General features: G+C 72.3%; 25 protein-coding genes and 1 pseudogene. 13 read left to right on the top strand and 13 right to left on the bottom strand.

The features are described 5' to 3' along the window. Window positions 1-23: 23 nt before the first annotated feature. Together ACGFRG_RS19780 and ACGFRG_RS19775 are read left to right on the top strand one after the other, a co-directional pair. Window positions 24-1,727 (top strand): ABC transporter ATP-binding protein, encoded by a 1,704-nt coding sequence (locus ACGFRG_RS19780; protein ID WP_393265554.1) that lies wholly within the window; start codon window positions 24-26, stop codon window positions 1,725-1,727. Next, the gene (locus tag ACGFRG_RS19775) at window positions 1,724-3,484 is read left to right on the top strand and encodes an ATP-binding cassette domain-containing protein (protein WP_393265551.1); all 1,761 of its coding nucleotides are present in this window, start codon (window positions 1,724-1,726) and stop codon (window positions 3,482-3,484) included. The genes ACGFRG_RS19780 and ACGFRG_RS19775 overlap by 4 nt, the downstream gene beginning before the upstream one ends. 15 nt (window positions 3,485-3,499) lie before the next feature. On the opposite strand, the gene ACGFRG_RS19770 is transcribed toward ACGFRG_RS19775, so the two are convergent. Both ACGFRG_RS19770 and ACGFRG_RS19765 read right to left on the bottom strand, forming a co-directional pair. Continuing rightward, a complete protein-coding gene (locus ACGFRG_RS19770; RefSeq protein ID WP_393265548.1) occupies window positions 3,500-4,387 on the bottom strand; it encodes an oxidoreductase in 888 nt (295 codons plus the stop codon). Between the two features lie 312 nt (window positions 4,388-4,699). Continuing rightward, a complete protein-coding gene (locus ACGFRG_RS19765) occupies window positions 4,700-5,767 on the bottom strand; it encodes a polyprenyl synthetase family protein (protein ID WP_361425579.1) in 1,068 nt (355 codons plus the stop codon). Window positions 5,768-5,970: 203 nt separating this feature from the next. On the opposite strand from ACGFRG_RS19765, the gene ACGFRG_RS19760 reads away from it, so the two are divergent. Beyond that, on the top strand, window positions 5,971-6,312 hold the full coding sequence (locus tag ACGFRG_RS19760) for a hypothetical protein (protein WP_393265544.1): 342 nt from the start codon (window positions 5,971-5,973) through the stop codon (window positions 6,310-6,312). 58 nt (window positions 6,313-6,370) lie between these two features. Here ACGFRG_RS19760 and ACGFRG_RS19755 read toward each other — a convergent pair whose 3' ends face one another. Beyond that, entirely contained in the window at window positions 6,371-8,443 is a 2,073-nt protein-coding gene (locus tag ACGFRG_RS19755; RefSeq protein ID WP_393265542.1) for a SpoIIE family protein phosphatase, read from the bottom strand. Window positions 8,444-8,704: 261 nt separating this feature from the next. Here ACGFRG_RS19755 and ACGFRG_RS19750 point away from each other — a divergent pair, with 261 nt between their 5' ends. Continuing rightward, complete coding sequence (locus tag ACGFRG_RS19750; protein WP_361425585.1) at window positions 8,705-9,001, top strand: hypothetical protein; 297 nt, start codon at window positions 8,705-8,707, stop codon at window positions 8,999-9,001. Between the two features lie 76 nt (window positions 9,002-9,077). Here ACGFRG_RS19750 and ACGFRG_RS19745 read toward each other — a convergent pair whose 3' ends face one another. The 5 genes from ACGFRG_RS19745 to ACGFRG_RS19725 all read right to left on the bottom strand — a co-directional run bounded on the left by ACGFRG_RS19745 (window position 9,078) and on the right by ACGFRG_RS19725 (window position 14,063). Next, the gene (locus ACGFRG_RS19745; RefSeq protein WP_393265539.1) at window positions 9,078-9,722 is read right to left on the bottom strand and encodes a disulfide bond formation protein B; all 645 of its coding nucleotides are present in this window, start codon (window positions 9,720-9,722) and stop codon (window positions 9,078-9,080) included. Window positions 9,723-9,735: 13 nt separating this feature from the next. After that, window positions 9,736-9,897, bottom strand: a complete 162-nt coding sequence (locus ACGFRG_RS19740; protein WP_393265536.1) for a hypothetical protein — start codon at window positions 9,895-9,897, stop codon at window positions 9,736-9,738. 105 nt (window positions 9,898-10,002) lie between these two features. Next, window positions 10,003-10,911: a LysR family transcriptional regulator gene (locus tag ACGFRG_RS19735; protein ID WP_393265534.1), complete on the bottom strand. Its 909-nt coding sequence runs from the start codon at window positions 10,909-10,911 to the stop codon at window positions 10,003-10,005. 66 nt (window positions 10,912-10,977) lie between these two features. Next, window positions 10,978-13,323 (bottom strand): FtsX-like permease family protein, encoded by a 2,346-nt coding sequence (locus ACGFRG_RS19730; RefSeq protein ID WP_393265532.1) that lies wholly within the window; start codon window positions 13,321-13,323, stop codon window positions 10,978-10,980. Continuing rightward, window positions 13,320-14,063 (bottom strand): ABC transporter ATP-binding protein, encoded by a 744-nt coding sequence (locus ACGFRG_RS19725; protein ID WP_393265529.1) that lies wholly within the window; start codon window positions 14,061-14,063, stop codon window positions 13,320-13,322. The genes ACGFRG_RS19730 and ACGFRG_RS19725 overlap by 4 nt, the downstream gene beginning before the upstream one ends. Before the next feature lie 137 nt (window positions 14,064-14,200). On the opposite strand from ACGFRG_RS19725, the gene ACGFRG_RS19720 reads away from it, so the two are divergent. From ACGFRG_RS19720 to ACGFRG_RS19710, 3 genes are all read left to right on the top strand, one after another. Next, complete coding sequence (locus ACGFRG_RS19720) at window positions 14,201-15,109, top strand: histidine kinase (protein WP_361425603.1); 909 nt, start codon at window positions 14,201-14,203, stop codon at window positions 15,107-15,109. Window positions 15,110-15,195: 86 nt separating this feature from the next. Further along, on the top strand, window positions 15,196-15,873 hold the full coding sequence (locus ACGFRG_RS19715) for a response regulator (protein ID WP_393265619.1): 678 nt from the start codon (window positions 15,196-15,198) through the stop codon (window positions 15,871-15,873). Window positions 15,874-15,928: 55 nt separating this feature from the next. Continuing rightward, entirely contained in the window at window positions 15,929-16,132 is a 204-nt protein-coding gene (locus ACGFRG_RS19710) for a hypothetical protein (RefSeq protein WP_393265526.1), read from the top strand. A gap of 41 nt (window positions 16,133-16,173) precedes the next feature. Here the strand turns inward: ACGFRG_RS19710 and ACGFRG_RS19705 are convergent, their stop codons facing one another. Beyond that, a complete protein-coding gene (locus ACGFRG_RS19705; protein ID WP_361425609.1) occupies window positions 16,174-17,016 on the bottom strand; it encodes a methyltransferase domain-containing protein in 843 nt (280 codons plus the stop codon). Window positions 17,017-17,062: 46 nt separating this feature from the next. Here ACGFRG_RS19705 and ACGFRG_RS19700 point away from each other — a divergent pair. Together ACGFRG_RS19700 and ACGFRG_RS19695 are read left to right on the top strand one after the other, a co-directional pair. Further along, a pseudogene (locus ACGFRG_RS19700) lies at window positions 17,063-17,185 on the top strand (phophatidylserine decarboxylase associated domain-containing protein); the annotation flags it as partial. A gap of 32 nt (window positions 17,186-17,217) precedes the next feature. Continuing rightward, the gene (locus ACGFRG_RS19695) at window positions 17,218-17,385 is read left to right on the top strand and encodes a hypothetical protein (protein WP_393265523.1); all 168 of its coding nucleotides are present in this window, start codon (window positions 17,218-17,220) and stop codon (window positions 17,383-17,385) included. 27 nt (window positions 17,386-17,412) lie between these two features. Here ACGFRG_RS19695 and ACGFRG_RS19690 read toward each other — a convergent pair whose 3' ends face one another. The 4 genes from ACGFRG_RS19690 to ACGFRG_RS19675 all read right to left on the bottom strand — a co-directional run bounded on the left by ACGFRG_RS19690 (window position 17,413) and on the right by ACGFRG_RS19675 (window position 23,235). Further along, the gene (locus ACGFRG_RS19690) at window positions 17,413-19,560 is read right to left on the bottom strand and encodes a bifunctional serine/threonine-protein kinase/ABC transporter substrate-binding protein (protein ID WP_393265521.1); all 2,148 of its coding nucleotides are present in this window, start codon (window positions 19,558-19,560) and stop codon (window positions 17,413-17,415) included. 2 nt (window positions 19,561-19,562) lie between these two features. Continuing rightward, a complete protein-coding gene (locus ACGFRG_RS19685; protein ID WP_393265519.1) occupies window positions 19,563-21,698 on the bottom strand; it encodes a bifunctional serine/threonine-protein kinase/ABC transporter substrate-binding protein in 2,136 nt (711 codons plus the stop codon). After that, window positions 21,695-22,510, bottom strand: coding sequence for a hypothetical protein (locus ACGFRG_RS19680; protein WP_393265516.1), 816 nt, complete (start codon window positions 22,508-22,510; stop codon window positions 21,695-21,697). Before ACGFRG_RS19680 ends, ACGFRG_RS19685 begins: the two co-directional genes overlap by 4 nt. 113 nt (window positions 22,511-22,623) lie before the next feature. After that, the gene (locus tag ACGFRG_RS19675) at window positions 22,624-23,235 is read right to left on the bottom strand and encodes a hypothetical protein (RefSeq protein ID WP_393265513.1); all 612 of its coding nucleotides are present in this window, start codon (window positions 23,233-23,235) and stop codon (window positions 22,624-22,626) included. A gap of 102 nt (window positions 23,236-23,337) precedes the next feature. Here ACGFRG_RS19675 and ACGFRG_RS19670 point away from each other — a divergent pair, with 102 nt between their 5' ends. From ACGFRG_RS19670 to ACGFRG_RS19655, 4 genes are all read left to right on the top strand, one after another. Then, window positions 23,338-23,958, top strand: coding sequence for a TetR/AcrR family transcriptional regulator (locus ACGFRG_RS19670; RefSeq protein WP_361425624.1), 621 nt, complete (start codon window positions 23,338-23,340; stop codon window positions 23,956-23,958). A gap of 71 nt (window positions 23,959-24,029) precedes the next feature. After that, entirely contained in the window at window positions 24,030-24,968 is a 939-nt protein-coding gene (locus ACGFRG_RS19665) for a GlxA family transcriptional regulator (RefSeq protein ID WP_393265510.1), read from the top strand. Window positions 24,969-25,116: 148 nt separating this feature from the next. Beyond that, window positions 25,117-25,524, top strand: a complete 408-nt coding sequence (locus ACGFRG_RS19660; protein WP_361425630.1) for a YciI family protein — start codon at window positions 25,117-25,119, stop codon at window positions 25,522-25,524. A gap of 17 nt (window positions 25,525-25,541) precedes the next feature. Continuing rightward, window positions 25,542-26,702 (top strand): RNA polymerase sigma factor, encoded by a 1,161-nt coding sequence (locus tag ACGFRG_RS19655; protein ID WP_393265617.1) that lies wholly within the window; start codon window positions 25,542-25,544, stop codon window positions 26,700-26,702. The last annotated feature ends 249 nt before the right edge of the window (window positions 26,703-26,951 follow it).

The following is a 26,951-nucleotide window of genomic DNA, read 5'->3' as shown; positions in this document are numbered from 1 at the left end:
ACGGGCGCTGACCGGAGGTAGTGATGGAAGCAGGAGCGATGCCGACCGCGCCGCCGCGGGGCACCGCGCTCGGGCTGGCCCGGCTGGCACCGGCGGGCACGGCTGTGAGCCTGGTGTGCGCGACGGTCGCGATCGGGACATCGCTCCTGTTTCCCTCCCTGCTGGCCCGCGCCGTCGACCGGACACTGACCGGCGCCACCCCCGCCGGAACGCTCGTTCTGCTCACCGCGATGCTGCTCCTGCGGGTCCTCGCGGAGGCGGGCAGCGGGCTGGCCCGGACGTCGGTGATGACGCGCGTCGCGGCCTCGCTGCGGTACCGGCTGCTTCGGCAGGTCTTCGACCTCGGCCTTCCCGGCCTTCGCCGGTACCCCGCAGGAGACCTGGTCAGCCGGATGACCGGCAACGCGGCGACCAGCTCCGGCGCCGTGCCCGTGCTCGTCGAGATGCTGGTGGTGAGCGCCGTCTCGCTGGCCGGGCTGAGCGCGCTCTCGCTGATCGACTGGCGGCTCGGCGTGGTGTTCCTGGCCGGAGCGCTACCGTCGGCATGGCTGTTGTGGCGCAAGACGAACAACTCGTACCGCTGTTACGAGCGCTACGCGGAGCTCCAGGGCACGATCGCCGCGCGGCTCGCGGACGCGCTGGCCGGCCGCAGGACCATCCGCGCCTCGGGCACCGCAGCACGTGAAGTCACGCGCATCCTCGACCCGCTGCGCGCACTGGCCCGGTGCGGGATGGAGAACTGGGCCATCCTGCGCACGGTCGCCTGGCGGGCCGAGCTGGCCCTGACCGGAATCCGGGTGGCGGTGCTGCTCGTGGCCGGTCTCGGTGTGGCGGACGGCCGGATGTCGGCGGGTGAGTTCCTGGCCGCGTCCATGTATCTGACCTTCGCGCTCGGTTTCCTCGACCAGGTGCACCATGTGGTCTATCTGCGCGAAGTACAGGCCAGTACGAACCGGGTGGCCGAGGTACTGGCCGCCGAACCCCAGGTGCGGACAGGCTGTTCGGGAACCCTGCCACCGGGACCGGGAGCGCTGTCCTTCCGCCAGGTGACGGTCCGTCTCCAGGGCCGACTCGTCCTGGACGGCCTCGACCTCGATGTACCGGCGGGCACCGCGGTCGCGCTCGTCGGACGCTCCGGGGCCGGCAAGACCAGCCTCGCGCTGCTCGCCGCCCGTCTCATCGACCCGGACCGGGGCAGCGTCGTGATCGATGGCATGGACACGGCTCTGGTCGACCCCCTGCACCTGCGCCGAGAGATCGCGTACGCCTTCGACCGGCCCGTCCTGCTCGGCAGGACCATCCGCGAGGCACTCACCTACGGACGGCCCGAGACGCCGTCGGCGCAGGTCGAGTACGCGGCCCGGGTCGCCGAGGCGGACGCCTTCATCCGGCGGCTGCCGCAGGGGTTCGACACCGCGCTTGACGACACCACCTTCTCCGGCGGTGAACTGCAAAGGCTGGGGCTCGCGCGGGCCGTGGCGCACGGTCGCCGCATCCTCGTCCTCGACGACGCGATGTCCAGCCTCGACACGGCGACCGAGGCCAAGGTGGCCGAGGCACTGACCGAGCACCTGGCCGGGCGGACACGTCTGCTCGTCGCGCATCGGGCGACCACGGCCGCCAGAGCCGACCTCGTGGCATGGCTGGACGGCGGGCGCATCCGCGCCTGCGCGCCCCACGACGTGCTGTGGGCCGGCGACGCCGACTACCGCGCGGTGTTCGCATGAACCGGGCGGGACTCGCCCTACTGGTACGGGAGTTGAGGGCGCGGCGCCGCACTCTGAGCCTCATCGCGCTCTGGTCCGCGATCGAGTCACTGCCGTCGCTCCTTTCCGGACTGCTGGTGAGCGCGGCGCTCGGACGCTTCCTCGCCCACGAGGCCCTTTCCGGTACGGCGTTCCTCGCGGTCCTGCTGGGGTCCGCACTGGTTGCCGCGATCGCGACCCGGCAGTTGTTCCCCCACCTGGCGGCGGTCGTCGAGCCGGTCCGCGACGCATTGGTCACGGCCGTGGTCGAGGGTGCGGTCACCTCGGCGACCGGCTCGCACCAGCGGGCGGACACGGCCCAAGTCGCCCGCGTCACCGAACAGGTCCAAGCCGTACGCGACCTCCTCGGCTCACTGCTGCGCATGGCCCGGCAGATCCTGTTCACCGCCCTCGCGGCGCTGGCCGGGCTGTGGCTCCTGGCTCCGTCGGTGGCCCTGGTCACGGGCGTACTCGTCACCGTCTCCCTGACCGTCTTCGCCCTCCTGCTTCCCGGGCTCGCCGCCCGGCGCAGAAAGGTGCTCCTGGCCGAGGAAGAGGTCGCCCGGACGGCAGGCACCGTCTTCGGCGGGATCCGCGACGCGATCGCCTGCGCGGGGGAGGCCGAGGCGACCCGGGCGGTGGGGACCGCGATAGACGGATCACTGGGCCACTCCCGCGTACTCGCCCGGGCGATGGCAGTGCGCAGCCTGATCGTCTTTCTCGGCGGCCAGCTCCCGCTCGTCGTCCTGCTGGCATCGGCGCCGTCCTTGGTGCACGCGGGCCGTCTGACACCCGGTGAAGTGATCGGCGCGGCGACCTACCTCACCGTCGGCCTGGAGCCTGCGCTGCGTGAACTCGTGGGCACCGGAGGCAGTTTGTGCGTGGAACTCGCGGTCACCCTCGACCGCCTCGGCGAAGGCTTCACCGACCGGCGACCACAAACACAGGCAGTGGGAGAACAACTGGCTACGCAGCGGTGCGACCTGGTGGCCACCGGTCTCACCTTCGCCTACGGGCCGCACGCCGCGCCGATCGTCGACGCGCTGGACCTCACCCTGACCGAGGGCCGCCACCTTGCCGTGGTGGGGCCGAGCGGTATCGGCAAGTCGACGCTGGCGAGCCTGCTCGGCGGCCTGCTGGCACCGCAGCGCGGCACCGTGTCCCTCGGGGGGACGGACATCAGGCAGATCCGCGAGTCCGAGCTGCGCCGACTGCTCAGCATCATCCCGCAAGAGGCATACGTGTTCGCGGGCACGCTCCGGGACAACCTCGGCTATCTCGCACCGTACGTGACCGACCGCGAACTCACCGGCGCGGCCGCCGACACCGGCCTCGCCCTCCTCGCCGACCGGCTCGGCGGCTTGGACGCCCTGATCGGCGCGGGCGGCGCCGAACTGTCCCAAGGGGAAAGACAACTGGTCGCCCTCACCAGGGTGTACGTCTCCCCCGCCCGGATCGTCATCCTGGACGAGGCCACCAGCAACCTCGACCCGGCGGCGGAAGCGACGGTGGAGGCCGCGTTCGCGCGCCGCCCGGGAACCCTCGTGGTCATCGCGCACCGCATCAGCTCGGCCCGCCGCGCCGAGCACATCCTCGTACTCGACGGCGACAAAGCCCAGTTGGGCACGCACGACGAACTGGTCCGCACCTCCACCCTCTACGCGAACCTCGTCGGCCACTGGGGGTTTGCTAACCCGCCTCCAAGTGAACCGACCAACCCACCCGTGAAACGCCCCTGACGGGCCCGACGTGGATCAGTCGACCGCATCGAGCGATGCGAGTTCTTGCTCCGTCAGGTGCAGTGCGCCTGCCGCCAGGTTGTCGATGAGGTGGTCCGGGTTGCCCGTTCCCGGGATGGCCAGGACGTGTGGGCCCTGGTGCAGCGTCCAGGCCAGGCGTACCTGCGACGGCGACACCTCGTGCGCACGGGCGACGGTGAGGACCTGCTCGTGCTCGGCCCGGACGGCGCCCGCCTCGCGTCCCGCGCCCGCGATGGCGAAGAACGGCACGAACGCGATGCCGTGTGCGGCGCATGCGCGCAGCATTTCCGCGCCGCCGCGCGCGTCGATGCCGTAGCGGTTCTGGACGCACACCACCGGAGCGATCGCCTGGGCCTGGGCGAGGTGGGCGGGGCGGGCGTTGGAGAGGCCGAGATGGCGGACAAGTCCGGCGTCACGCAGCTCGGCGAGGGCCGCGAAGTCCTCGCTGATCGAATCCTGGCCCATGACACGCAGGTTGACCACGTCGAGGTGGTCGCGGCCGAGCTGGCGCAGGTTCTCCTCCACCTGGCCGCGCAGCTGGTCGGGCCGCGCCCGGTCGGTCCACTCGCCGCACACATCCCGTACGGGGCCGACCTTGGTGGCGATGACCAGGTCGTCCGCGTACGGCGCCAACGCCGAGTTGATCAGTTCGTTGGCGGAGCGCAGCCGGGAGAAGTAGAACGCCGCGGTGTCGATGTGATTGACGCCGAGCTCGACGGCCCGGCGCAGCACGCCCATCACCTGGTCACGATCACGCGGGATGCCCTGGTGGAAGGCGGCGCTGCCGGTCAGGCGCATGGCACCGAAACCGATCCGGTTGACCGTGAGGTCTCCGAGCAACCAGGTGCCCGCGGCGTCCGCACGGACTGTCTGCGACGTCATCTCTTCCACCAGCTCCTTGCGAACAGCCCTCGCCCCGGGACGGTTTGAAGCGGGGCAGGCGTGGAGTATGCCCAGGTGAGAGCGGTGACGAGAAGGCACCCGGGGGTAGCGGAATGTCACAGCGAAACCGGGAATCTCCGCACGGCGCACCAGGTTGATGTGAGACATCAGGCTGTTGCTGAGGGTCCAGCGTCGGAGCGCGGCCTGAAACGCACCGGGCAGGATGCCGATTGCGCCGTAACTCAGGGGTGGGCGGCACCGTGGGTCTCCTCCTCGTGCGTGGGACGGTGCGCGGACTCCTACCGGGCCGGGTCAGCGGCTGCGGCGGGCCAGACAGCCGATGAGCGCGTGCCATTGCCGGCGTACGCCCTGCGGGTTGCCCGCCTCGTCCAGTGCGGCGAGGGCCGACACCACGTGTTGGCCCGCCGCCTCCTCGGCCAGCTCGCGGCACCCCGTGGCCTCCAACAGGCGCATGACCTCGGGGATACGGGCCGGGCACAGCGGTGCGGAGTCGAGCAGGTCGGCGACGCGCACGCCGTCGGCGGTGCCCGAGCCGGCCGCGAGGACCAGCGGCAGCGTCTTCTTGCCACGCAGCAGATCCGCGCCGACGGGCTTCCCGGTGAGTGAGCTCTCGCCCCACAGGCCGAGCACGTCGTCGAGGATCTGGAACGCCACGCCGAGGTCGCTGCCCGCCTCGCGCAGGGCGCGCACCACGGGCGGCGGCGCGTCCGCCAGCACGGCGCCGAGAGCCGCCGCACTGCCGAAGAGCGCACCGGTCTTGCCGCGAGCCATGCGTACGTACTGGCTCGGGGACGTCTCCCGCAGGGGCCGGTGTTCCAGGGCGAGGTCCTCCGCCTGCCCGTACACCATCTGCTCCGCGGTGACGACGAGGTCTTCCGTGGCCGCCCGGGCGCCCGGCGCCTGTGCCCGGACGACCGTGGCGACGGCTTGGACGATGAGAGCGTCCCCGGCGAGCACGGCGGCGCCTGTGCCGAACTGAGCCCATGCGGCGGCCTTGCCCCGCCGCTTGGCGTCGCCGTCCATGACGTCGTCGTGGAGCAGCGAGAGCTGGTGCACGAGTTCCACCGCCGTACCGGCGACGGCGGCGAACCGCTCCGGCGCGCCGACGGACCGCACCGACAACAGGGCGAGCGCCGCCCGGACACGCTTGCCCGCCCCGGACTCCGGCACCGGGAGGTCGTCGGTGTCCCACCCGAGGTGGTAGCGGCACACCATGGCCACGGACGGGTGCAACCGGTCCACGGCCGCGCGCAGCGTGGGATCGACGAGCTCCATCCCGTGTCTCAGGAGCTCCTCACCTTCCGCCCCGGGCCCGGCCCCGCTCAGCAGGCCCACGCCGTGCAGCGGAATGTGTCTCATCGATCCTTTACCCCGTCCATTCGTTTTGCGGTCGCTCGACCCCTCAACTCTCATAACGACGGCGACGAGCACGGGTTGCGGCCCGGACGAACAATGCACGGTCACCCGTTCGGCGGGGTCGGGTGGCTCCCGGAGGGAGGGTGGCCAAGAGTGGGCCGGTAGTGGGGGTGACATGGGCCGGTCTACTGATGAGGAGGCACGTCATGCGCCGTTGCGTCACCGTCGCCGCGATCGCCCTGTGCGGGGCGTTCGCCGCAGGAACCACGGGACCTGCCGCCGCCGCGTCCCACCCCGGGCCCGCGGACGGGCAGGCGCTGAGCCAGGACCGCCGGGACGGTGACGACGACCCCAGGATCGATCCGGCGATGTGGCCGGCCGAGCTGAACAAGCTCATCGCGGACCGGAAGAAGGAGTTCGAGGCGGATGTCAAGGAAGCCAAGGACGACTTCAAGGCCGGCTTCAACGACTCCAAGGCCAACGTCGCGGAGTTCCGGAAGGAAATCGCCGACCTGATCAAAGAACTGAACCGGCCGACGACGCCGTAGACCGGCCGAGGGCCGATCGCTCGCGGGCCGCGCGGTCCGGCCTGCGACGACCGTCCGGTCAGGGCAGGACACGGGCGATCAGCAGGGCGACGTCATCGGCGGTGTCCGGGCGGCGCATGGCGGCGAGCAGCAGATCGCAGGTGTCCTCCAGCGGGCGGTGCGGGCCGGCCAGGAGGTCGGTGAGGGCTTCCAGGCGTTGGTCGATGTCCTGGTCACGGACTTCGACGAGGCCGTCGGTGTACAGGACGAGGTCGTCGCCGGCCCGAAGACGCAGCTCAGTGGTGCGAAACGGAACGGAGCCGACGCCCAGCGGCGCGCCGGGGTCGAGGTCGATCAGGTGCGGTCGGCCGTGCGCGCGTACCAGGACGGGCGGCGGGTGGCCGGCGCAGGCCAGGCGGCACACACGGGTGTGCGGGTCGTAGAGCGCGAGGACGCAGGTGGCCATGGCCTCGCCGAGGTCGCGGGTGGTCTCGTCCAGATGCGTGAGCACCTCGTCGGGGGCGAGCCCCAGACGGGCGAGGGTGCGGGTGTTGGTGCGCAGTTGTCCCATGGTGGCGGCGGCCGTGATGCCGGAGCCCATGACGTCGCCGACCACGAGGGCGGTGCGCTCGCCGGGCAGCGGGATGGCGTCGAACCAGTCACCGCCGGTCTCGTCCGCGGCGACGGCGGGCTGGTAGCGGTGGGCGATGGCAAGGCCGGGCGGCGCGGTGGTGTGGTGCGGTGGCAGCAGGTGGCGCTGGAGGGCGAGGGTGGCGTGGCGCTGCTGCTGGTACCAGCGGGCGTTGTCGATGCACACGGCGGCGCGGGCGGCGAGTTCCGTGGCCAGCAGCACGTCGTCGCTGTCGAACGCGGTGGGGTTGTGGGCCCGCTTGAGGTCGAGGGCGCCCAGCACCTCACCCCGGGCGATCAGCGGCACGGCGAGGTAGGAATGCACCCCGGCCTGCTCCAACAGGTCCGCGGCAGCCGCGTCGCGGGCGATACGGACGAAGTCCGAGCCGCGCACCCGGGGAACCAGCACCGGACGGCCCGTACGAGCGCACTGGGCGACCAGCCGCTGCGCTCCGTAGAGGGCGACCTCTCCGACCGGGTCGGCGGCCTGGACGGCGACGCTCGGATGGGCGGATTTGAGCGCCAGGGCGCGGAACCGCACTCCGCGCGTGTCGTTGGCGCGCGGGGAACCGGCGAGCACGCTGTCCAGCACGTCGACCGCGGCGATGTCGGCGACCTCGGGCACGGCCACGTCGGCGAGCTCACGCGCGCTGGTGGCCAGGTCGAGGGTGGTGCCGATCCGGATCGAGGCGTCCGCGATCAGCGACAGGCGGCGCCGGGCGCGGGCGGCGGCCAGTGCGGCCTGGTGCTGATCGGTGACGTCCATCACCGAGATCGCCACCCCGATCACCCGTCCGGCCTGGTCCTCCAGCCGGTAGAACGAGGCGCTCCAGGCGTGCTCGTGGTCCGGGTCGGCCGGTGTGAACCCGGTGGTGAAGTCGTCCAGCATCGGCTCGCCGGTCTTCAGCACCGCGCGCATCCGGGCCTCGATCGCCTCGGTGTCCAGGTGCGGCAGCATCTCGCTCGGGGTGCGGCCGAGGTGTTCCCGGGCGGGTAGCCCGTTGATCTCCTCCAGCGCCGCGTTCACCAGTACGTACCGCAGCTCGGTGTCCAGCACCGCGAGCCCGATCGGCGACTGACCCACCAGCCCCGAGGACAGCGCCAGGTCCCGTTCCACCCGGCGCAGGGTCGTCTCCTTCGAGGCGATGCCCAGCGCGAAGAAGCGACCGCCCTCGGCCTCCAGGCGCATATTGCGGAATTCCACGCCCAGGATGTGTCCGTCCCGGTGCCGCACCGGGAACACCCCGGCCCACGGCCCCTGCCCGGACATCACCCGGCCGAACAGCTCAAGCACCTCGTGCTGCCGCTCCTCCTCCACCAGCAGCTTGGCCGCGGGCCGGCCCAGCGCCTCCTGGCAGCTGAAGCCGAACAGCTCCTCGGCCTGCGGGCTCCACAGCACGATCCGGCCCCGCTCGTCGAGGACCACCGCGGCCACTCCCAGCACGTCCAGCAGCCCGCCCACGGCCGTCGTGGCATCCGTCGGCCTCGGCTGGTCGGCCCGTTCGGCTGCTGTCCCTGCCACTCCCACGCTCCTCTCGGGGCGCCCGCGCATGCTGCCTCCATCCTCCGCCCCAAGCCGCGCCGGTGCACAGTCGTCGGGCGAAGGCGGCGGAGCCGACGGGGGGCGGAGCGGGATCGCATGCCGGCTCACCGTGCTCTCCGCGGGTCCCGTGCGAATGGGCCATACCGACTGGTACGGCCCATTCGGCTCGGCCGACATGCGGGTGGTGCACCGCGATGGTCGACTCGACGAGTCAGACTTTCCCCTGTCCGGGAGTTCAGCATGGCGATCGTCGCGGTCTTCGATGTCCCGGGGATGACCCAGGCCCAGTACGAGCAGAGCGCCGAGAAGGTCGCCGGCCGGCCCGGCCCCGTGAAGTCCCCGGCGGACTGGCCGGTGAAGGGCCTCATCTCGCACACCGCCGCCCCCACTCCCGACGGCTGGCTGGTCGTCGACGTATGGGAGTCGGAGGAAGCCTTCCAGGAGTTCGGCAAGACCATCGTTCCGATCCTGCAGGAACTCGGCGTCGAGAGCCCGCAGCCGAAGGTCTACCCGGCTTTCTCCGTGGTGACCCGCTAGGGCGATCCGCTGTCGCGGGGGCGATTCGCGGCTCGCCGTGGGCCGCCCACCCTTCGAACGGGCTGCCTTTTCGGGCTCAGAGCAGATCCGAGAAGAAGGCGTAGCTGGTGGGGTCGCCGCTCATCTGCCAGTGGAAGCCCTGCAGCAAGAAGCAGGCGACGAGGTTGCTGACGGCGAAGAAGACCAGTACCGCCAGGGTGAAGGTTCCGGTGCGGCGCAGGGCGGGCGAGGCGAGTCCGGCGTCGAGCGGCTCGGATCGGTGGACCAGCACCAGGTTGATCCCGGCGACCAGGACGGCGGCGCCGAAGGTGATGGCGGCCCAGGTGTACAGGTGCAGGCCGAACAACGCACCGGCGTAACCGGCGTCCGGAGGCACGATGTGCATCAGGACCTGGGCGATGGAGACGGTGCTGCCGAGCAGGGCGCACACCAGGGCCCAGCCCCAGCCCGAGGCGTTGTCCTGGCCGCTGACCGTGCCCTTGCGCGAGCGGTACACGATCAAGGCCGGGCCCAGCGCGCTGAGCAGCATGAACATGCGCTGCAGCAGGCACATCGGGCAGGGGTACTCCCACAACCCGAACTGAAAGATGTACGCGCCGCCGATGGTGGCGCACATGCCGAGTACGTACAGGTTGGCGAAGAGCAGGCCGAGCTTGTTGGAGAGCCTGGCCTCGGTGGGGTGGGAGAGCCTGGCCTCGGCAAAGGGGGTGATGGTGTTCATGGCGGGGTGCTCCTCAGAAGGCCAGCTGGTAGCTGTGGTCGATGACGTGGGGCAGGAAGGCGATGAAGCACAGTGCCAGCGTCGTCGACCACGTCAGCAGACGCGCCCGGCGGGACCAGTCGGCGAGTACCGCGAACACGCACAGGGCGATCAGCAGGAAGAGGAGGGTGTACATGGTGTCCAGCTTCTCGGGGTGAGGTGACTTCCTTGTCACTCACACCCTCCGTCCGTCCGTTCCCCGCCGGTAGCGGCAACGGATCGATGCACCCATAGAGTGCTTCTATGCCCCTCGGCGGGCGATCGCGTAGAGGTCGCGGGCCGGTCCGGCCGGTCGGCCGCCCCTGGGCCACACCGCCCGCAGCGTGCGCCCCGCCTCGAAGCCGGACACGGGCACCGCCTTCAGTGTCCCGGCGGCCAGTTCGGCGTCCACCGCCAGCGAGCTGAGTACCGTGGGCCCCAACCCGTCCGCCGTCGCGGTCTTGATGGCCGTGGTGGAGGACAGCTCCAGCAGGGGCGTGGGCGGCCGGCCGGGCGCCTGTGCGGCGAGCGCCCGCTCCAAGGAGGTCCGGGTGCCGGAACCGGCCTCCCGCATGATCAGCGCGGTTCCCGCCAGCTCGTCGACGGTGAGCGTGCCGCGCCGCGCCCAGGGGTGGTCCGGCGCCACCACCACGAGCAGCCGGTCCCGCGCCACCGGGCGGCTCTCCAGGCCCTTGGGGGCGCGCGGGCTCTCGATGAAGCCGATCTCCGCGCGCCCCGCCAGAACCGCCTCGCCGACTCCGGCCGAGTTGCCCGCCTCCAGCGCGACGGTGGTCTCGGGCGCCCGGGCGCGCAGCGCCATCAGCCACTTGGGGAACAGGTACTCGGCGACGGTCTGGCTGGCGGCCACGTGCAACTGCGAGTCGCGCCGGTCGCGCAGCGTGCCGATGCCCGCGTCCAGGCGCTGCGCCGCGTCGACGACGGTCCGCGCCCATTCCGCGATCAGGGCGCCCGCCGGGGTGGGTCGGGATCCGAGCGTGGTGCGCTCCAGTACGGGCATGCCGACCAGCTTCTCCAGATAGCGGATCCGGGAACTGGCCGAGGGCTGGCTGATGCCGTGCGCGGCGGCGGCCCGCCCCAGGCTCCCCAGCTCGATCACACTGAGCAGCAGATCGAGGGCCGGCAGATCGGGCACACGCGGGGACAGGGGCACAGGGCCACTCTATGGACACACCGCCAGCGGCACGCAGGCACAGGGCCGACAGCTGAGCCCGCGCCGTCACTCCGTATGCAGAACCCGCGCGATGGTCTGCCGAGCCGCCGCCCGCGCCGGTATCACCGCACCCAGTGCGGCGATCGCCACCCCGGCCAAGGCCAGCAGCGCCATGATCCCCGGGTGCCATACGTCCAGCATCCGGTCCGGGAAGGCGAGGTGGGCGCTCGCCTCGGTCATCCGGATCACCACACGGTAGGCCGCGACTCCCAGCGGCAGCCCCAGGAGCCCGCCGACCAGACCGAGCCCGGCCATGGACACCACCAGCATCACCGTGACCTGACGTGGCGTCATGCCGATCGACTTCAGCATTCCCAGGTCGCGCCGCCGCTCCCGGCTGCTCAGCACGACCGTGTTGAACACCCCCAGGGCGGCGACCACCGACAGCATCAGGGTCAGCGCGGACGCGGAGCTGATGACCGTCACGGCCCCTGCGTTCACCGATGTCTGTGCGCTCGGGGCGAGGCCCGGGTCGGCGGCCCGTACGGACTTCATGTAGGCGTCGGCATCGGCTCCGGGGGCCAGCCGCACCCAATACTGGTTGGCCTGCGCGTCCGGTGCCAGGGCGGTCACCGTTGACCAGTCGGCGCGCATGAGGTCCGCCGGCCCGGACATGACCTCCCCGACCAGCCGCACGCGCTTCTGACGACCGCCCGCCGCGCCCAAGGTGAACGAGTCACCGACCCGCAGACCGTGCTTGGCCAGGAACCTGCCGGAGGCCACCACCTCCCCGGGGGAGCGCATCCACCGGCCTCCGGCCAGGTCGTCCTGGAGCGCAGACCGGCCCCCGCGCGCACCCTGGATCCTCACACCCTGGCTCTGCCCGAGCAGGCGTACGTCGGCGAAGCCCACGGCCGACACGTCCGCCGCATGCGGCAGACCGCGCAGCAGCGCCTGGGTCGCCGCGTCGCCCTGGTGCGGCAGGTTCTGCCCGAACCTGGCCTGCCCGGGCCAGACGACGACCTGCGTCCTGCCGACGCCCTCGATCGCGTCGCCGTAGGAGACCATGGTCGTCGACAGGCCGGTGGCGAAGGTCACCGTCGCCACCCCGAGCAGTACCGCCGAGACGGTGAGCAGCGCCCGTCCTGGCCGCGCGAAGGGCAGACCGAGGCCCAGGGACACCGAGCGCGGCAGCCGTACCCCGCTCAGCCACCGCTGGATCGCCAGCCCGCGTCCACCGCTGGGGGCGCTGCCCGCGCTGATCGCGCGTGCCGCGGAGAGCCGGTGCGCGCGCAGCGCCGGGATCAGCGCGGCCAGCACCACGACCGCGGGCATCCCGAGCGCCGTGGTCGCGTACACCCAGGAGCTGATCGTCGGCGTGACGTTCACCGTACCGAGCTGCGCTCCCTGGAAGACCTGGTGCAGGAGCGGCCGCGCGACCACCGCGCCGAGCGCCGTGCCGAGGGCCGCGCCGACCGCAGCCGGGACGCAGACCATCACCAGATAGACCGCGACCACCTGGTTGGGCGTGAATCCCAGGGACTTGAGCACCCCGATGTGCCGGAAGCCGGACACGACCGCACCGCTCACCACATTGCCCACGATCAGCACGGCCACCAGCAGGCCGAGTATCCCGAAGGCCATGAGGAACGGCACGAAGGCGTCGGGCTGCGAGGCGACCTGGGCCTTCAGCGTCAGATACGACTGGTGGGCGATCAGCGATCCGGACGGCAGGCCGGCGGTCACCCTCGCGGTGGCGTCCGTGATCTGGCGGGATGTGGCGGCCCGGTCGAACCGGTACAGCATCTGGTATGCCGTGGGGTGCAGGGCCGCGATCTGCTGCGGGGAGACCCATGCCTGCGCGGTGCCGCTCACGCTGGACGCGAGGCCGACGACGGTCAGCGGCGCAAGCCCCGGCAGTTGGATCCGCTTGCCGAGCGGGGAGTGCGGACCGGTGCCCATCCCGGCCGCGTCCGGCAACGCCAGGACGAGTTGGCCGGGGCCGGTGGCCCAGTGCCCGGCGAACAGATCGAGGCGGTCGACCGGTCCACCCGGCTCCGCCCGCCCCACCACGGTCATCGGGCCGGCTCCCACTCCGGGCATCTGGCCGGCCGCGCTCTGCGGCAGGTCGACCACGGCTTGTGGGAACGGCCCGGCCGCCGCCTGTACGCCCGGCCGGTGCGCGGTCCGTGCCGCCTGCGCGCCGGAGACGCGCGCCGCGTCGTAGGTGGCGACGACATGCGCGCCGTGCGCCTGGCCGAAGAGCCGGTCGAACGGTCCGGACGCGACGTCCAGGAGTCCGAGGGCGACCACGAGGGCCATGCTGGAGACGAGGACCACCACCGCGATCACGGAGGTCTGCAGCCGACGGCGGCGCACGGCCGCGCGCGAGGCCTGCCACACCGCGCTCATGCCGACCGCTCCAGGGTGCGCTCGCCCGTGATCCGGCCGTCGGCCATCGTCACCAGGCGGCTCGCGCAGCGCGTCGCCAGCCGCTGATCATGCGTCACCATCAGTAGGGTCTGCCCGAGTTGGTTGAGGTCGATGAGCAGGTCCATCACCTGCTCGCCCGCGTGGCTGTCCAGCGCGCCCGTCGGCTCGTCCGCCAGCAGCAGCGCGGGGCGGTTCATCAACGCGCGGGCCACCGCCACCCGCTGGCGCTCGCCGCCGCTGAGCGCGGCGGGATAGACGTTCCTGCGATCGGCGATGCCGAGCTCGTCGAGCAACTCCAGCGCCCGGCGCCGGGCCTGCCGGGCCGGTGTGCCGGTGAGCTGGGCGGCCAGCGCGATGTTGTCGATCGCGGGCAGGTCGTCGATGAGGTTGAAGAACTGGAAGATCATGCCGATCCGGCGGCGCCGGAAGAGCGCCAGCCTGGTCTCGTTGAGTCCGCCCAGGTCCTCGCCATGCACCCGCAACGAGCCGGCGCTCGGCCGGTCGAGGCCCGCGATCATGTTCAACAGGGTCGACTTTCCGCAGCCGGAGGGTCCCATCACCGCCACCGCCTCTCCGGCCCCGATCTCCAGCGACACGCCGTCCAGGGCGAGGGTGTCTCCGTACTCCTTGCGCAGGCCGCTCACCCGCACGACTGCGTTCTCGCGCACGGCGGCCGGGTCGGTCCCCAGGACCGTGCCGCCGATGTCTTCGGTGCTCATGACAGGGACGGTAAGCGGCGTGGGCCGCCCGGACATCAGCCCCCGGAGGTAACCCGAAGTGGTGGTCATCCTGGGGATGTACGAGGTGGACCCGCAGGGGGACGCCCGTCCCCCGGCCGCCTGGCACGATGGGCGACGTGGGGATATCTGGGACGGGCTGGCTGCTTGCCGCCCTGGTGACGGGGAGTTCGGCGGTGGCCGCCAGTACCACCGTGCTGCTGGTGCGTGCCCGCCGCCGCTATCGCAAGGTGCTGGAGGACCGGCGCTGGTTGCTGGAGCGCGAACGGGAGGCCGCCGCCCGTACGGCGGTCACGGCCGAGCGCGCGCGTATCGCCCGTGAACTGCACGACATCGTGAGCCACAAGGTCAGTCTGATGGTCGTTCAGGCCAGCGCCGCCCGTGAGGTGCTGGCCACACTGCCCGACGAGGCGGAGACCGCGCTGCGGGCCGTCGAGGGCGCGGGACGCGATGCGATGACCGAACTGCGCCATCTGCTGGGCCTGTTGGCACCATCAGCCGACGGCACGGACGCACCCGGGCACGGCGAAGCGGACCTCTCCGGGCTCGCACCGCAGCCGAGCCTGCGCCAACTGGGCACCCTCGTCGACCGGATCGCCTTCGCCGGACTCCCGGTCGAGGTGCGCATCTCCGGCGAACCGCGCCCCTTGGCGCCCGGCATCGACGTCACCGCCTACCGGATCATCCAGGAGGCGCTGACCAACGCCCTCAAGTACGGCGACGGCGGCAAGGCGGCGGTGACGGTCCGCTATGCCGACCACAGCCTGCGGGTCGAGGTGCTCAACAGCGGACCGAGCGTGCTGTCCGGCGAGCACGGGAGTACGGATACCCGAAGGAGCCCTCTGTCCGGCGACCACGCGGGCGCGGCTACCGGACCGACTCCCCGTGAGCGTCGGGACGACGGCGCGGGGCGCGGCCTGATCGGCCTGCGCGAGCGCGTCGCCGTCTACGGCGGCCACTTCGACGCCCGGCGCCGCATCGGCGGCGGCTACCGCGTACGGGCCCGTATCCCGCTGGAGCGCCCGTGACCGACTCCGCCCCCGACGACCGCGCCCACCACAGCGTCGGCCAGGACCGCAACCCGCCCCGCGAGACCGACGGACCTCGGGTCCTCATCGCCGATGACGAGGAGCTGATCCGTACCGGGTTCCGCCTCATCCTCACCTCGCGCGGCATCGACGTCGTCGGCGAGGCAGCGGACGGCGTGCAGGCCGTCACGCAGGCCGAACTACTGCGCCCGGACGTGGTCTTGATGGATATCCGGATGCCCCACCTGGACGGTCTGGAGGCCGCCAAGCGCGTCCTGCGGCTGCTGCCGCACTGCCGGGTCCTCATGCTCACCACGTTCGACCTCGACGGCTATGTCTACGCGGCACTCGCCGCCGGGGCGAGCGGCTTCCTGCTCAAGGACGTCACCGCCGCCCATCTCGCGGCAGCCGTACGCCTGGTGAACACCGGTGACGCGCTGCTCGCCCCCTCGATCACCCGCCGTCTGGTCGAGCGCCACGCGACCACCGGCCGAGCCGCCGACCCGGCTCACGGCCCCTCGACCTCCGTGACCCGGCGACCCGCGACGCATCGCGATCTGGCCGCGCTGACCCCGCGTGAACTCCAGGTACTGGCCCTGCTGGGCCGTGGCCTGTCGAACGCCGAACTCGCCACGGCCCTCACCCTCAGCGAGGCCACCGTGAAGACCCACGTGGCCCGCATCTTCGCCAAACTGGCCCTCCGCGACCGCGCCCAAGCCGTCGTACTGGCCTACGAGACGGGCCTGGTCACCCCCGGCGGCTGAGCCCGCCCCGGGCTTCGGGCCCAGCGGGCTCGGCGACGCCGTCATGAAGTGCCAGATGTACAAGACCGCCGAGTCCTCCCACCCGTCGGGCACGGGCAGCGCCGACCCCCTGTGCATCTGGGCCGACCACAGCACCCTCGGTGAGGTCATGGTCCTCGCACCCACCACCATCGCCACCGGCCGCACCGGCGTCACCATCGACGAGGACGCCGACACCGCCGCCACAGTCCGCGCGGACACCCGCGTCCGCGCACGGTAGACAAACCCCCGCACGGGACGATCGAGCGGCTGGACCCCCGGTTATCCGCGGCGGCCGTGGAAGATGCCCCACCTGAGATGACCGTTGCGGCACGCGGCCGCCACCTGCGGCAGGTTGGTTCCCAAGCCTTCCAGGTACTCGGCGCTGACGTCCTTCACCAGACCCGGCGCCGGTGTCCTGACCTCGTCGACGAGGCGTTCGTAGTGGGTCACCATGTGATCGCTGAGATCCTCGAAGTCCGCCTCCGCGAAGCCGAGCGCCCGCAGTTGCTCCAGGTAGAAGCCCGGCGTGGCGAACCCGCTGATGGCCAGGCGCTCGGCCAGCGGGCGCACCTCGCTCTCCGGGGCGTCCTCGGCGGCCATGATGTCGGTGAACACCACATGACCGCCGGGCCTGAGAACCCGCCTGGCCTCGCTCAGCACGCGGGGCCGGTCGCCGCTGTGGCACAGGGCCTCCTGCGACCACACGACATCGAAGCTCGCGTCAGGAGCCGGGATGTCGTGGAAGGATCCGGTCACCACCTCGATACGGCCGTCGAGGCCGCGCTGGGAGTTGAGTTCGCGGTGCCGGCGGTTCTGCACCTCGCTGATGTTGAGAGCCACGACGTTGCAGCCGAATCCCTGCGCGAGCCTGCGGGCCGCGCCTCCGTAACCGGACCCCATGTCCAGCACGGTGCTGTCGGGCCCCAGCGCGTCAGCCACCTTCGCGGCCAGCCGCTGCACCGTGCGCCCGGCCGCCACCTCGACCGGCTCGCGCGCATCGGTGTACAGCCCGATATGGATGTCCTCCCCGCCCCAGGCCTGGGCGTAGAACCCGTCGACGTCACGGGTGTTGTAGTAGCCACGTGCGGTATCAGCGGCCCGAGCCGCGGTGTCCTCAGCCATAGCTCCATTCCTCCACCGAACGCGGCCGCCACAAACCCACTTGCATATGTTCAAACCGCAAATACATACCGTCGACGAGTTGATCCAGCATCTGAACGTCATCGTCACCTGGGCGCCGTCGTACGACCGGGATCCGCTCAAGCAGATCTTCCCGCCGATGTCCGCACTGTGCGGCTATATACGCCGCCGTCCGGCGCTGTCGTGTTCCGCGCCGCCAAGGGGCTGCTCGCCGGAACCCGCCCACTCGTCCTGGATGGCGAGGGCCGCGTCCGCCTGGACACCTGGGAACTGAACCACGCCGTCCAGGACGCGGTCGCCGAACGCTGGAGCGTCGCCACCACCGACATCCCCTGGCCTGCGGCCAACTGATCCTCGATCGGGTGCCGAAGCACCAGCTCATCCTGTCCCGACTCCCTCGTACTGTCCGAGGAAGACCGGCGTCCCCCGCTCCACCCGCCACAGGAACAGCCCGGGGGCCATCCCCGCGACGCCGGTGCCCTTCTGGAAGGCGAAGGTCCGGGTGATGCCCCGGTACGAGAGGGCCCGCAGCCGGTGGGCAAGGGTGCCCCGGTCCACCTCCGTGCCGCTCGGTTGCGCGTCGGCCAGGGCGCGGGCGATCAGTCCCAGTGCGTCATAGGCCTCGGCGGCCCCCCTTCCCACGTGCGCGACGCCGTACCGCTGTTTGAAGGAGCGGACGAACGCCGTGGCGGACGTGGTGCGTTCGGGGTCCACGAAGGTCGTCGAGAACACCCATCCTTCGGCCGCCGCGCCCGCGTGGGCGAAGAACGCCGGGTCGAACACCTTCTCGGTGGCCGCGGCGGTACCGGTGAATCCGGCCGCCCGCAGGGCCCGCGCGAAGGCGGCGGCGCGCTCGGGCGAGCCGCCGCAGTAGACGACGGCCTGGGCCCCGTCCCGTACCGTCCGCGCGACCGGGGCGAAGTCGTCGGTGTCGGCGGCGACGGTGCAGGTGGTGAGCGTGGCGCCGAACGTCGGGACCGCTCGCAGCGAGTTGCCGATCAGCCAGCTGTAGTCGCGCGTGGCCCGGTCGTCGACGAGGGCGGTACGGGCGGCCGGGTGGACGACGGTGAGGTAGCGGACGAGGGGCGCGTCGATCGCGGAGTCGGGCGGCCGGAGCTGGAACACCGCAGGGGAGGTGGCCGACTCCGTGGCGTAGAGGGTGTCGGCGCCCGCCCACGCGGTCACCAGCGGCAGTGACGCGCTGTTGTAGGTGTCGCGGGCCGCGAGCGCGGTGGCGTCGGAGGTCGGCCCGACGACCGCGCACACCCGCCGGTCCGCGACGAGCCGACGAGCCGCGTCCCGGGACCGGTCCGGGTCCCCCAGGTCGTCGTGGACCTGCAACGCCATGTCGAACAGCCGGTCCGTACGGGCGTTGTGCTCCGCGGCGGCGAGGCGGATCCCCTGCGCGACCGGGGTGCCGAGGCCCCGGCCCGGACCGGTCAGATCGGCGTGCAGGGCGACGGTGCGCGTCGGGCGGGTGGCGGTGGCCGGTGACGCGGGGCTGCCGCCGGTGAGCCAGGCGGCGGTGCCGCCCGCGGCCAGCACCCCGGCGGCGGAGGCGCCCAGCAGCAGGAAGCGGCGGCGGCCCGGGGCGGGCGGCACGTCCGTCGTCGTACGCGGGACGGTGCGTTCGGCCTCGGGCTCGGGCAGGTTCAGGATGCGGGCCGAGCGTTCGGCGATGAGCGCGGGCACACCGGGCGGGAGCCAGTCGTCGGCGCGGAAGTCGCCCAGTGCGGCGCGGAGTTCGGGCACGGTGGGGCGGTCGGACGGATCCTTGGCGAGACAGCGGGCGATTAGGGCCCGCAGGCCCGGGTCCGCGATGCCGTCGAGGTCGGGCTCCTCATGGATGGTGCGGAACAGCGCGGCGGCCGCCCCGCCGCCGCCGAACGGCGCGCGGCCGGTCGCCGCATAGGCCAGCAGGCAGCCGAGGGAGAAGACGTCACTGGGCGGGCCCACCTCCTCCTCGCGGACGCGGGCCTGTTCCGGCGAGAGATAGCCGGGGGTGCCGATGACGACGTCGGTCGCGGTCAGGGCGGTGGCACCGCCCGCGCGCACGATGCCGAAGTCGATGAGGCGGGGGCCGTCCAGGGCGAGCAGGACGTTGCCGGGTTTGATGTCGCGGTGGACGAGGCCCGCCGCGTGTACGGCGGTGAGCGCTTCGGCGAGCCGCGCGCCCAACGCACGTACGGTGGCGGTCGGAAGCGGCCCATGGCCGACGACGGTCTCGGCGAGCGAGGGACCCGGGACGAACACGGTGGCGATCCACGGCTCGTCCGCCTCGGCGTCGGCCGCGGTGACGGGCGCGGTCCAGCGGCCGTCGACCAGGGCCGCCGCGGTGGCCTCGCGCCGGAAGCGGGCCCGGAAACCGGGGTCGGCGGCGTGTTCGGCGCGGATGACCTTGAGTGCGGCCAGGGCGCCGCCCTCGGAGCGGGCCAGATACACGACGCCCATGCCGCCCGACCCGATCCGGGCGAGGAGACGGTGGCCGCCGATGGACTCCGGGTCGGCCGCCAGCAGCGGACGCACCGTCACTTTCCTTTCGGCAGGGGTGCCTTGTCCGGCGCGGGGCCCAGATAGCGGAACGAACCGCCGCGTACCTCGTGGACGAAGCTGGCGGGGGTGGCGAGCATCGGCGTCCCCGCCGTCTCCGCGTCGAAGGCGAAGCTGCGGGTGATGCCCTGGTACCGGGCGGTCTTGAGGGAGGCGGCGAGCGCCGCGTGCGCCGGACGCCTGCCGTTGGCCGCGGTGAGGCGGCGGATCAGCAGGTTCGCGGCGTCGTAGCCCTCGGCGGCCCAGAGCCCGGGCGCGTGTCCGTACCGGGTGCGGAACGCCTGCGCGAAGGAGTGCACGGCCGGCGCTTCGGGTCCGATCGCGCTGGCCGTGACGGTCCAGCCCTCGGCGGTCGGCTCGGCGGCGAACCGGGCGTCCAGGGCGGGCTCGGCCGCGTACTTCGGCCCGTCGAAGCGCGCCAGCCCCCGGGCCGCGCGGATCGCGCCGTCCACCGGTCCCGCGTAGACGAAGGCGCGGATGCCGTGGGCCCGCATGTCGTCGAGGACCGGCGCCAGGTCGGTGGTGCCGACCGGGACGACGCGGGGGTGGGTGGCGTCGCCGTACTTGCGCAGGATGAGGTTGATCATCTGGATGGACATCCAGGAGACGTCGCCGCCGCTGCGGTCCAGCAGGAGGCCGACCGGTGTGGCCGAACTGGTGGCTTTCAGCTGGAAGGCGAGCTTCATCGCCACCGCGTTGTGCAGGGGGCGGCCACGTACGAAGGAGCGGACGTTCTGCAGGAGGTTCTGCCCGGCGGACATGCTGATCACGGGCAGCAGGGCCGCGTCGTAGACGGGCAGCGCGGCCTGGGTGGTGGCGTCGGCGCTCGAACCGAGGACGGCCAGCACGTCCGGGTCGGCCACCAGCCGCTGCGCCGCCGTGACGGCGCGGTCGGCGCTGCCGCCGTCGTCCGCGGTCGCCAACCGCAACGTGAACGGCCGCTCGCCGAGAGCGTTGAACTGCTCGACGGCAAGCCGCGCCCCCTGTTCCTGGGCCTGCCCGGCCGCCTTGCCGGGGCCGCTGAGGTCGGCCTGGACACCCAGCGCCCAGCCGGGCGCGGCGGGTTGCCCGCCGGTACCGCCGCCGCTGCCGCGCAGCGCCGCCCAGGCCGCGATGCCGCCTCCGGCGGCGAGGACCGCGCCGCCGGAGGCGAGGGCGAGGAACCTGCGGCGCGACGGCGCGGGAGCGTGCGCCGTGTCGGCGAGGGTGGCGTCGATGTCCGGCAGCGCCATCATCTCGGCGGACCGCTCGGCGATCAGCCGGACGATGTCTTCGGGCAACCAGTCGGCGGTTGCCGGGGGCACGTCCTCGATAAGCGCGGCATCCAGTTCGGCCGCGGTCGGGCGGTCGGCCGGGGCCTTGGCGAGGCAGCGCCGCAGCACGACGGCCAGCTCCTCGTCGACGCCGTCGAGGTCGGGCCGGTCGTGGACGGTGCGGTAGAGCAGGGCGTCGACGGCGCCGCTGCCGAAGGGCGGCCGCCCGGTCGCCGCGTACGCCAGCACGCATCCCAGGGAGAACACGTCACTCGCCGGGCCCGGTTGGCCACCGCCAGGGGCCGCCTGCTCCGGGGAGAGGAAGCCGGGGGTACCGACGACCAGGTCTGCGGAGGTGATCACGGTGTCGTCGGCGGACCGGGCGATGCCGAAGTCGATGAGGCGGGGGCCGTCGACGGCGAGCAGGATGTTGCCGGGCTTGACGTCCCGGTGCACCAGACGCACCGCGTGGACGGCGTCGAGTGCGCGGGCCAGTTGCCTGCCCAGTACCCGTACGGCCCGTACCGGCAGCGGACCGTGCCGGTGAACCGCGTCGGCGAGCGAGGGCCCGGGCTCGAACGCCGTGGCCAGCCAGGGCTGTTCGGCCTCCGGGTCGGCGCCGGTGACCTTGACCACCCAGGGGCAGTCCACGCGCTGCGCGGCCCGTGTCTCACGACGGAACCGGGCCCGGAAGTCCTCGTCGTGCGCGTACTCGGCCTGGATCACCTTGACGGCGACGAGCGCCCCCGTCCGCGTACGGCCGAGGTAGACGACACCCATGCCGCCCTCGCCGAGCCGGGCCAGCACGCGGTGGCCGCCGACGAAGGCGGGGTCGAAGGGGCGCAGGGATCGGTCGCTCATCCCTGCCCCCCGAGACGAGTGCGCACCGCGGTCTCCATCTCGGCGACCGCCCGTGCCTGAGTGGTCAGCAGGTCGTTCTGACCGACGCCCCGGCCGCCCTGGACGGCGACGGCCAACGTGACCGGGCCGAGCCGGACCTGGTTCCAGAAGTACGGGGTCGGGCCGTCGCCCAGGGCCGGGGCAAGGTAGCTGCCCATCTCCATGAGGGAGTCGTCGGCGGAGGTGTTGCCGTTCGCACCGTAGCCGGAGCCGATCGAATTCAGACCCGAGATCCGCTCGCTCTCGCGCAGTTGCTGGTCGGGGCAGCGCAGCGCCTCCTCCAGCGTCTCGGCGATCTCCAAGTCGGCCTGTGCCGCGGTGCGGTGGACGGTGACGGTGGCGGACAGACGGACCTCGCCCCTGCCGCCGCTCGCGGGTAGGCGGCTGTAGCGGGTGAGGCCGGCGAGGATGTCGTCGGGTTGCTTCGCCTGCCGCCAGACGCAGTCCACGCCGAGCACCGGCCGGTCGGCCGGATCGCTTTCGTACGGCGAGCGCTTCTCGTAGCCGGGACCGTAGTTGTCGGGCCCCGCGGCGACGGCCCGGACCAGGTCGAGAGCGGCGGCGCGGGTCGTGGGGAGGCGTGCGGGGTCGGCCCGGAAGCGGGGGGCGGGCGTGGCGGCACCCGTCCGCGCGGCGGACGCGCTCGCGGGGGCGGGCTCAGGGGACACGCCCGCAGCAGTGGTGCCGGTCCGCTCGGGGCGGGCTTCGCCGTGCCCACCGTCGTCGGTGGCCGAACAGCCCGCGAGCACGGCCGCGCACAGGGCCAGCGCCACGCGTCCCCGCCGTAGGTGTCTTTGCGTCTGCGCCTGGACCGTCGCCCGTATTGGCGTCACGAACTTCCCCATCCCGTCGTGCTCGTGCGGATTTCAGCGGCACCTGCGACCGGTCACCGTCGAGGGCGCGGCAGCCGCCCGTCGGTGATGGCCGTCTCGACGGCCCGCAGCAACGGATCGCAGTTGCCGTAGTTCTGACCCACCATCAGTGAGGGCCCGGACTTCAGTACAAGGCTGTACGACCTGCAGATCTCGCCCCGGGTCGGCTGGTCACCCACGCCCGACCGCACCACCCGGGCGACATCGCGCCACAGGAAGACGACGACCTCACCGTTCCGGTCGACGTCGACCAGTCCGTCGTCGAAGAGGTGGACGCGCTCCCGGCGGTCGCGCACCGCGGCGCGGACACCGAACGGCGAGCCCAGGCCGACCAGCGCGAACACGGCCAGGAAGACGTAGTCCGCGGCCGGCGGCGACTCACCGTCCCGACTGCTCAGGCGCATGGCGACGAGGATCACTGCCGCGAAGGCCGACCCGAGGACGGTGAGGACGGCCATCATCCACACATGGCGCGAGGTGGGCCGGAAGGTGCCGCCGAACTCCCCGAGCGCTTCCTCGTCGTCGGGGGTGAGCTCCGGCTCGTACGGCCAAAATCCCCGCGCCGCGTCCCCCGCCGCCGAGCGCTTCCCGGCCGCCTTCTCGTCGCCGTATGCCCCTGCGCTCACCGCGATCGCTCCCCCGGGTCGACGCTCGGTAAACCGGCAATCTTGGAACCACTCACAAAGTTGGAAGCTATCCCAACTTTGGAAGCGCTGTAAAGTGGCGCCGTGGCAACGCAAGATTCCTCCCGAACGGCACGACGGGCGGCCGCGACACGGCGGTCGATCATCGAAGCGGCCGAAGCCATCCTCGTCGCGGGAGGGCCCGCGGCCCTGACCCTCGAAGCCGTCGCCGAGCGTGCCGATGTCGCCGTGCAGACGGTCTACAACCGGGTGGGCGGCAGGTCCGCCGTCCTCATCGCGGTGGCCGAGCTGGCCTTCGAGGAGAACCGCGGCTACATGGACGCGGCGTACGCCACCCCCGGCACCCCGCTCGAACGCATCCTGCTGGCCGCCGAGGCGTACACGCGCTTCGCCATGGAGCGCCCGCACCACTTCCGGCTCCTCGCGGAACCGCCGGCCGACGCCGAGGGTCTGGGCGGGATCGCGGATCTCGTCGACGAGCAGAACGCCAAGCTCGTGGCGGCGGTGCGGGACGGCATCGCGGACGGCTCGTTCACCCCGGACGTGGACCCCGAACTCGCCGCCACCGCCATGTGGGCCACCATGAACGGCGTCCTCGGCCTCACCTGGCGAGCCGACCGCCTCCGCATCCCGCCGCAGGAACTGGACGCCGTCCTCAACACCGTGGTCACGCTGCTGATGCACGGCATGACACGGCGCCCCTGACGCTTACGGGCCGACCGGCCTTCGCGCTCCAAGAGGCTCGCCGACACAGTGCGGGCAGGTATCTTCCCGCCATGCACGCCGTCGCCGTCCTGGCCCTGGACCAGGTGATCCCGTTCGATCTGTCCACCCCGATCGAGGTCTTCGCCCGCACCCGGCTCCCGGACGGCCGCCCCGGCTATCAGGTCCGGGTGTGCGCCGAGCAACCCGACGTCGACGCGGGCGCGTTCACCCTGCGCGCGCCCTGGGGTCTTGACGGGCTCGAAGGGGCCGACACGATCATCGTGCCCGGCACCGCCGACCCCACGGCGCCGCTCAGCCCTGCCGTCCGGGACGCGCTGCGCGCGGCGGCCGGGCACGGCACCCGTATCGCCTCCATCTGCACCGGAGCCTTCGCCCTGGCCGCCACCGGCCTCCTCGACGGCCTGCGCGCCACGACCCACTGGATCGCGACCGACCTCCTGGCCGCAGCCCACCCGGACATCGAGGTCGACCCGAACGTCCTGTATGTCGACAACGGGCACATCCTCACCTCGGCGGGCGCCGCCGCAGGCCTGGACCTGTGCCTGCACATGGTCCGCAGCGACTACGGCTCGGCGGTGGCCGCCGACGCCGCACGGCTCTCCGTCGTCCCCCTCGAACGCGAGGGCGGCCAGGCGCAGTTCATCGTCCATGACCACGCGCCGACCCCGCAGGGCTCGGAGCTCGAACCCCTGCTCACCTGGCTCCAGGGCAATCTGAGCCGCGAGCTCACCCTCAGCGACATCGCCGCCCAGGCCCGGATGAGCACCCGCACCCTGATCCGACGGTTCCGCGAACAGACCGGTGCCACCCCGCTCCAATGGCTCCACCGCGCCCGCGTCCGCCAGGCCCAGCACCTGCTGGAAACCACCCGCCACTCCGTCGAGCGCATCGGCGCCCAAGTGGGATTCGGCTCCCCCACCGCCTTCCGCGACCGCTTCAAACGCACCACCGGCGTCAGCCCCCACACCTATCGCCGCTCCTTCAGCTGACGCTGCCGGGGATTCCGTTTCCGCTGGCGCAGGCTCAGCCACGCGGGCGAAAGATAAATCGCCCGGCCATGTCGAGAACCCGCAACCGGCTCCGTCCCAGCAGTGAACGCGGCCACAATGGGTCGCATCAGCACCGAGGAGATCCACCATGGCCAAGTACCTGCTGCTCAAGCACTACCGCGGCGCCCCGGCGTGCCTCAACGACGTGCCCATGGACCAGTGGACGCCCGAGGAGATCTCGGCCCACGTGCAGTACATGCGCGACTTCGCGGATCGGCTTGAGGAGACCGGCGAGTTCGTCGACAGCCAGGCGCTCACCCCCGAGGGGACGTTCGTCCGGTACGACGGTGAGGGGCGCCCGCCGGTCACCGACGGCCCGTTCGCCGAGACCAAAGACCTCATCGCCGGCTGGATGGTGATCGACGTCGACACCTACGAGCGGGCCATCGAGCTGGCCGGGGAGCTGTCGGCCGCCCCCGGAGCGGGTGGGAAGCCGATCCACGAGTGGCTGGAGGTTCGCCCGTTCCTGGCCTGCCCTCCCACCATCACGGAGTGACGTCCCGGATGAACGAGGTGGACGAGGCCCTGCTCCGGAGCCTCACACCGAACGTGCTCGCCGTCCTCGTCCGCCGCGGAGCCGACTTCGCGGCGGCCGAGGACGCCGTGCAGGACGCGCTGGTCGAGGCGGTCCGCGTCTGGCCCGCCGACCCGCCGCGCGATCCCAAGGGCTGGCTGGTCACCGTGGCCTGGCGCAAGTTCCTCGATCAGGCCCGGGCGGACACCGCCCGCCGCCGACGGGAGGAACGCGTCGACGAGGAACCCGCCGCCGGGCCCACGCCCGGCGTGGACGACACACTCCAGCTCTACTTCCTCTGCGCCCACCCCTCGCTGACCCCGTCGTCCGCCGTCGCGCTCACCCTGCGCGCCGTCGGCGGGCTCACCACCCGCCAGATCGCCCAGGCCTACCTGGTGCCCGAGGCGACCATGGCGCAGCGCATCAGCCGGGCCAAGCGCACGGTCTCCGGCGTGCGGTTCGACCGGCCCGGCGACGTCGCCACCGTGCTGCGCGTTCTCTATCTGGTCTTCAACGAGGGCTACTCCGGCGACATAGACCTCGCCGCCGAGGCCATCCGCCTCACCCGGCAGCTGGCGGCCGCGATCGACCACCCCGAGGTGGCGGGGCTGCTCGCGCTCATGCTGCTCCACCACGCCCGGCGCGCCACCCGGACCGCACCCGACGGCGGCCTGGTACCGCTCGCCGAGCAGGACCGGAGCCGGTGGGACACCGAGGCGATCGCCGAGGGTGTCAAGATCCTCCAGGCGGCCCTCGCCCGCGACCTCCTCGGCGAGTTCCAGGCCCAGGCCGCCATCGCGGCGCTGCACGCCGACGCGCTCACCGCCGAGGAGACCGACTGGGTACAGATCGTCGAGTGGTACGACGAGCTCGTACGCCTCACCGACAGCCCCGTCGTCCGGCTCAACCGCGCCGTCGCCGTGGGCGAGGCCGACGGACCGCGCGCCGGACTGGTCGCACTCGCCGCGCTGGACGACTCCCTGCCCCGCCACACCGCGGTGGCGGCATACCTCCACGAGCGCGACGGCGATCCGGCGACGGCGGCACGGCTGTACGCCGAGGCGGCCCACAAGGCACCCAACCTGGCCGAGCGCGACCACCTGACCCGCCAGGCCGCCCGGCTCAACGCGAGCTCCGCAAGAGGACCCGGACGTCGGTGATCGGCTGGACCGGGCTGCTCCCACGCTGCCGGTCCAGCCGCTGCCCGCGTGAGGTCCCACCTACGGCCAACGGTGAACCCGGGGGCGGCGACGGGCCGTCGGCGCCTCCCTCTCCATGGTTGTGGGCGCGTCATACTCGACGGTGCTGGAAGATCAGGAACCGATGCCCCACCAACCGATCAGCCAACACCGCGAGACGGAAAGGGAATTGATGACGCCCAGGAACGTTCCCCGCGCCGCGATACGAGG

Origin of the sequence: Streptomyces sp. NPDC048696, assembly GCF_043198895.1 — a bacterium.
Classification (GTDB): Bacteria; Actinomycetota; Actinomycetes; order Streptomycetales; family Streptomycetaceae; genus Streptomyces.
Note: the sequence above shows the minus strand (reverse complement) of the source record. Positions and strands in the feature narration are given on the sequence as shown.

Excerpts from the sequence above, each read along its gene's own strand:
- ACGFRG_RS19780 (WP_393265554.1), top strand. The coding sequence starts at position 24 with ATGGAAGCAGGAGCGATGCCGACCGCGCCGCCGCGGGGCACCGCGCTC.
- ACGFRG_RS19775 (WP_393265551.1), top strand. The coding sequence starts at position 1,724 with ATGAACCGGGCGGGACTCGCCCTACTGGTACGGGAGTTGAGGGCGCGG.
- ACGFRG_RS19770 (WP_393265548.1), bottom strand. The coding sequence starts at position 4,387 with ATGACGTCGCAGACAGTCCGTGCGGACGCCGCGGGCACCTGGTTGCTC.
- ACGFRG_RS19765 (WP_361425579.1), bottom strand. The coding sequence starts at position 5,767 with ATGAGACACATTCCGCTGCACGGCGTGGGCCTGCTGAGCGGGGCCGGG.
- ACGFRG_RS19760 (WP_393265544.1), top strand. The coding sequence starts at position 5,971 with ATGCGCCGTTGCGTCACCGTCGCCGCGATCGCCCTGTGCGGGGCGTTC.
- ACGFRG_RS19750 (WP_361425585.1), top strand. The coding sequence starts at position 8,705 with ATGGCGATCGTCGCGGTCTTCGATGTCCCGGGGATGACCCAGGCCCAG.
- ACGFRG_RS19745 (WP_393265539.1), bottom strand. The coding sequence starts at position 9,722 with ATGAACACCATCACCCCCTTTGCCGAGGCCAGGCTCTCCCACCCCACC.
- ACGFRG_RS19740 (WP_393265536.1), bottom strand. The coding sequence starts at position 9,897 with ATGTACACCCTCCTCTTCCTGCTGATCGCCCTGTGCGTGTTCGCGGTA.
- ACGFRG_RS19730 (WP_393265532.1), bottom strand. The coding sequence starts at position 13,323 with ATGAGCGCGGTGTGGCAGGCCTCGCGCGCGGCCGTGCGCCGCCGTCGG.
- ACGFRG_RS19725 (WP_393265529.1), bottom strand. The coding sequence starts at position 14,063 with ATGAGCACCGAAGACATCGGCGGCACGGTCCTGGGGACCGACCCGGCC.
- ACGFRG_RS19710 (WP_393265526.1), top strand. The coding sequence starts at position 15,929 with ATGTACAAGACCGCCGAGTCCTCCCACCCGTCGGGCACGGGCAGCGCC.
- ACGFRG_RS19705 (WP_361425609.1), bottom strand. The coding sequence starts at position 17,016 with ATGGCTGAGGACACCGCGGCTCGGGCCGCTGATACCGCACGTGGCTAC.
- ACGFRG_RS19685 (WP_393265519.1), bottom strand. The coding sequence starts at position 21,698 with ATGAGCGACCGATCCCTGCGCCCCTTCGACCCCGCCTTCGTCGGCGGC.
- ACGFRG_RS19665 (WP_393265510.1), top strand. The coding sequence starts at position 24,030 with ATGCACGCCGTCGCCGTCCTGGCCCTGGACCAGGTGATCCCGTTCGAT.
- ACGFRG_RS19660 (WP_361425630.1), top strand. The coding sequence starts at position 25,117 with ATGGCCAAGTACCTGCTGCTCAAGCACTACCGCGGCGCCCCGGCGTGC.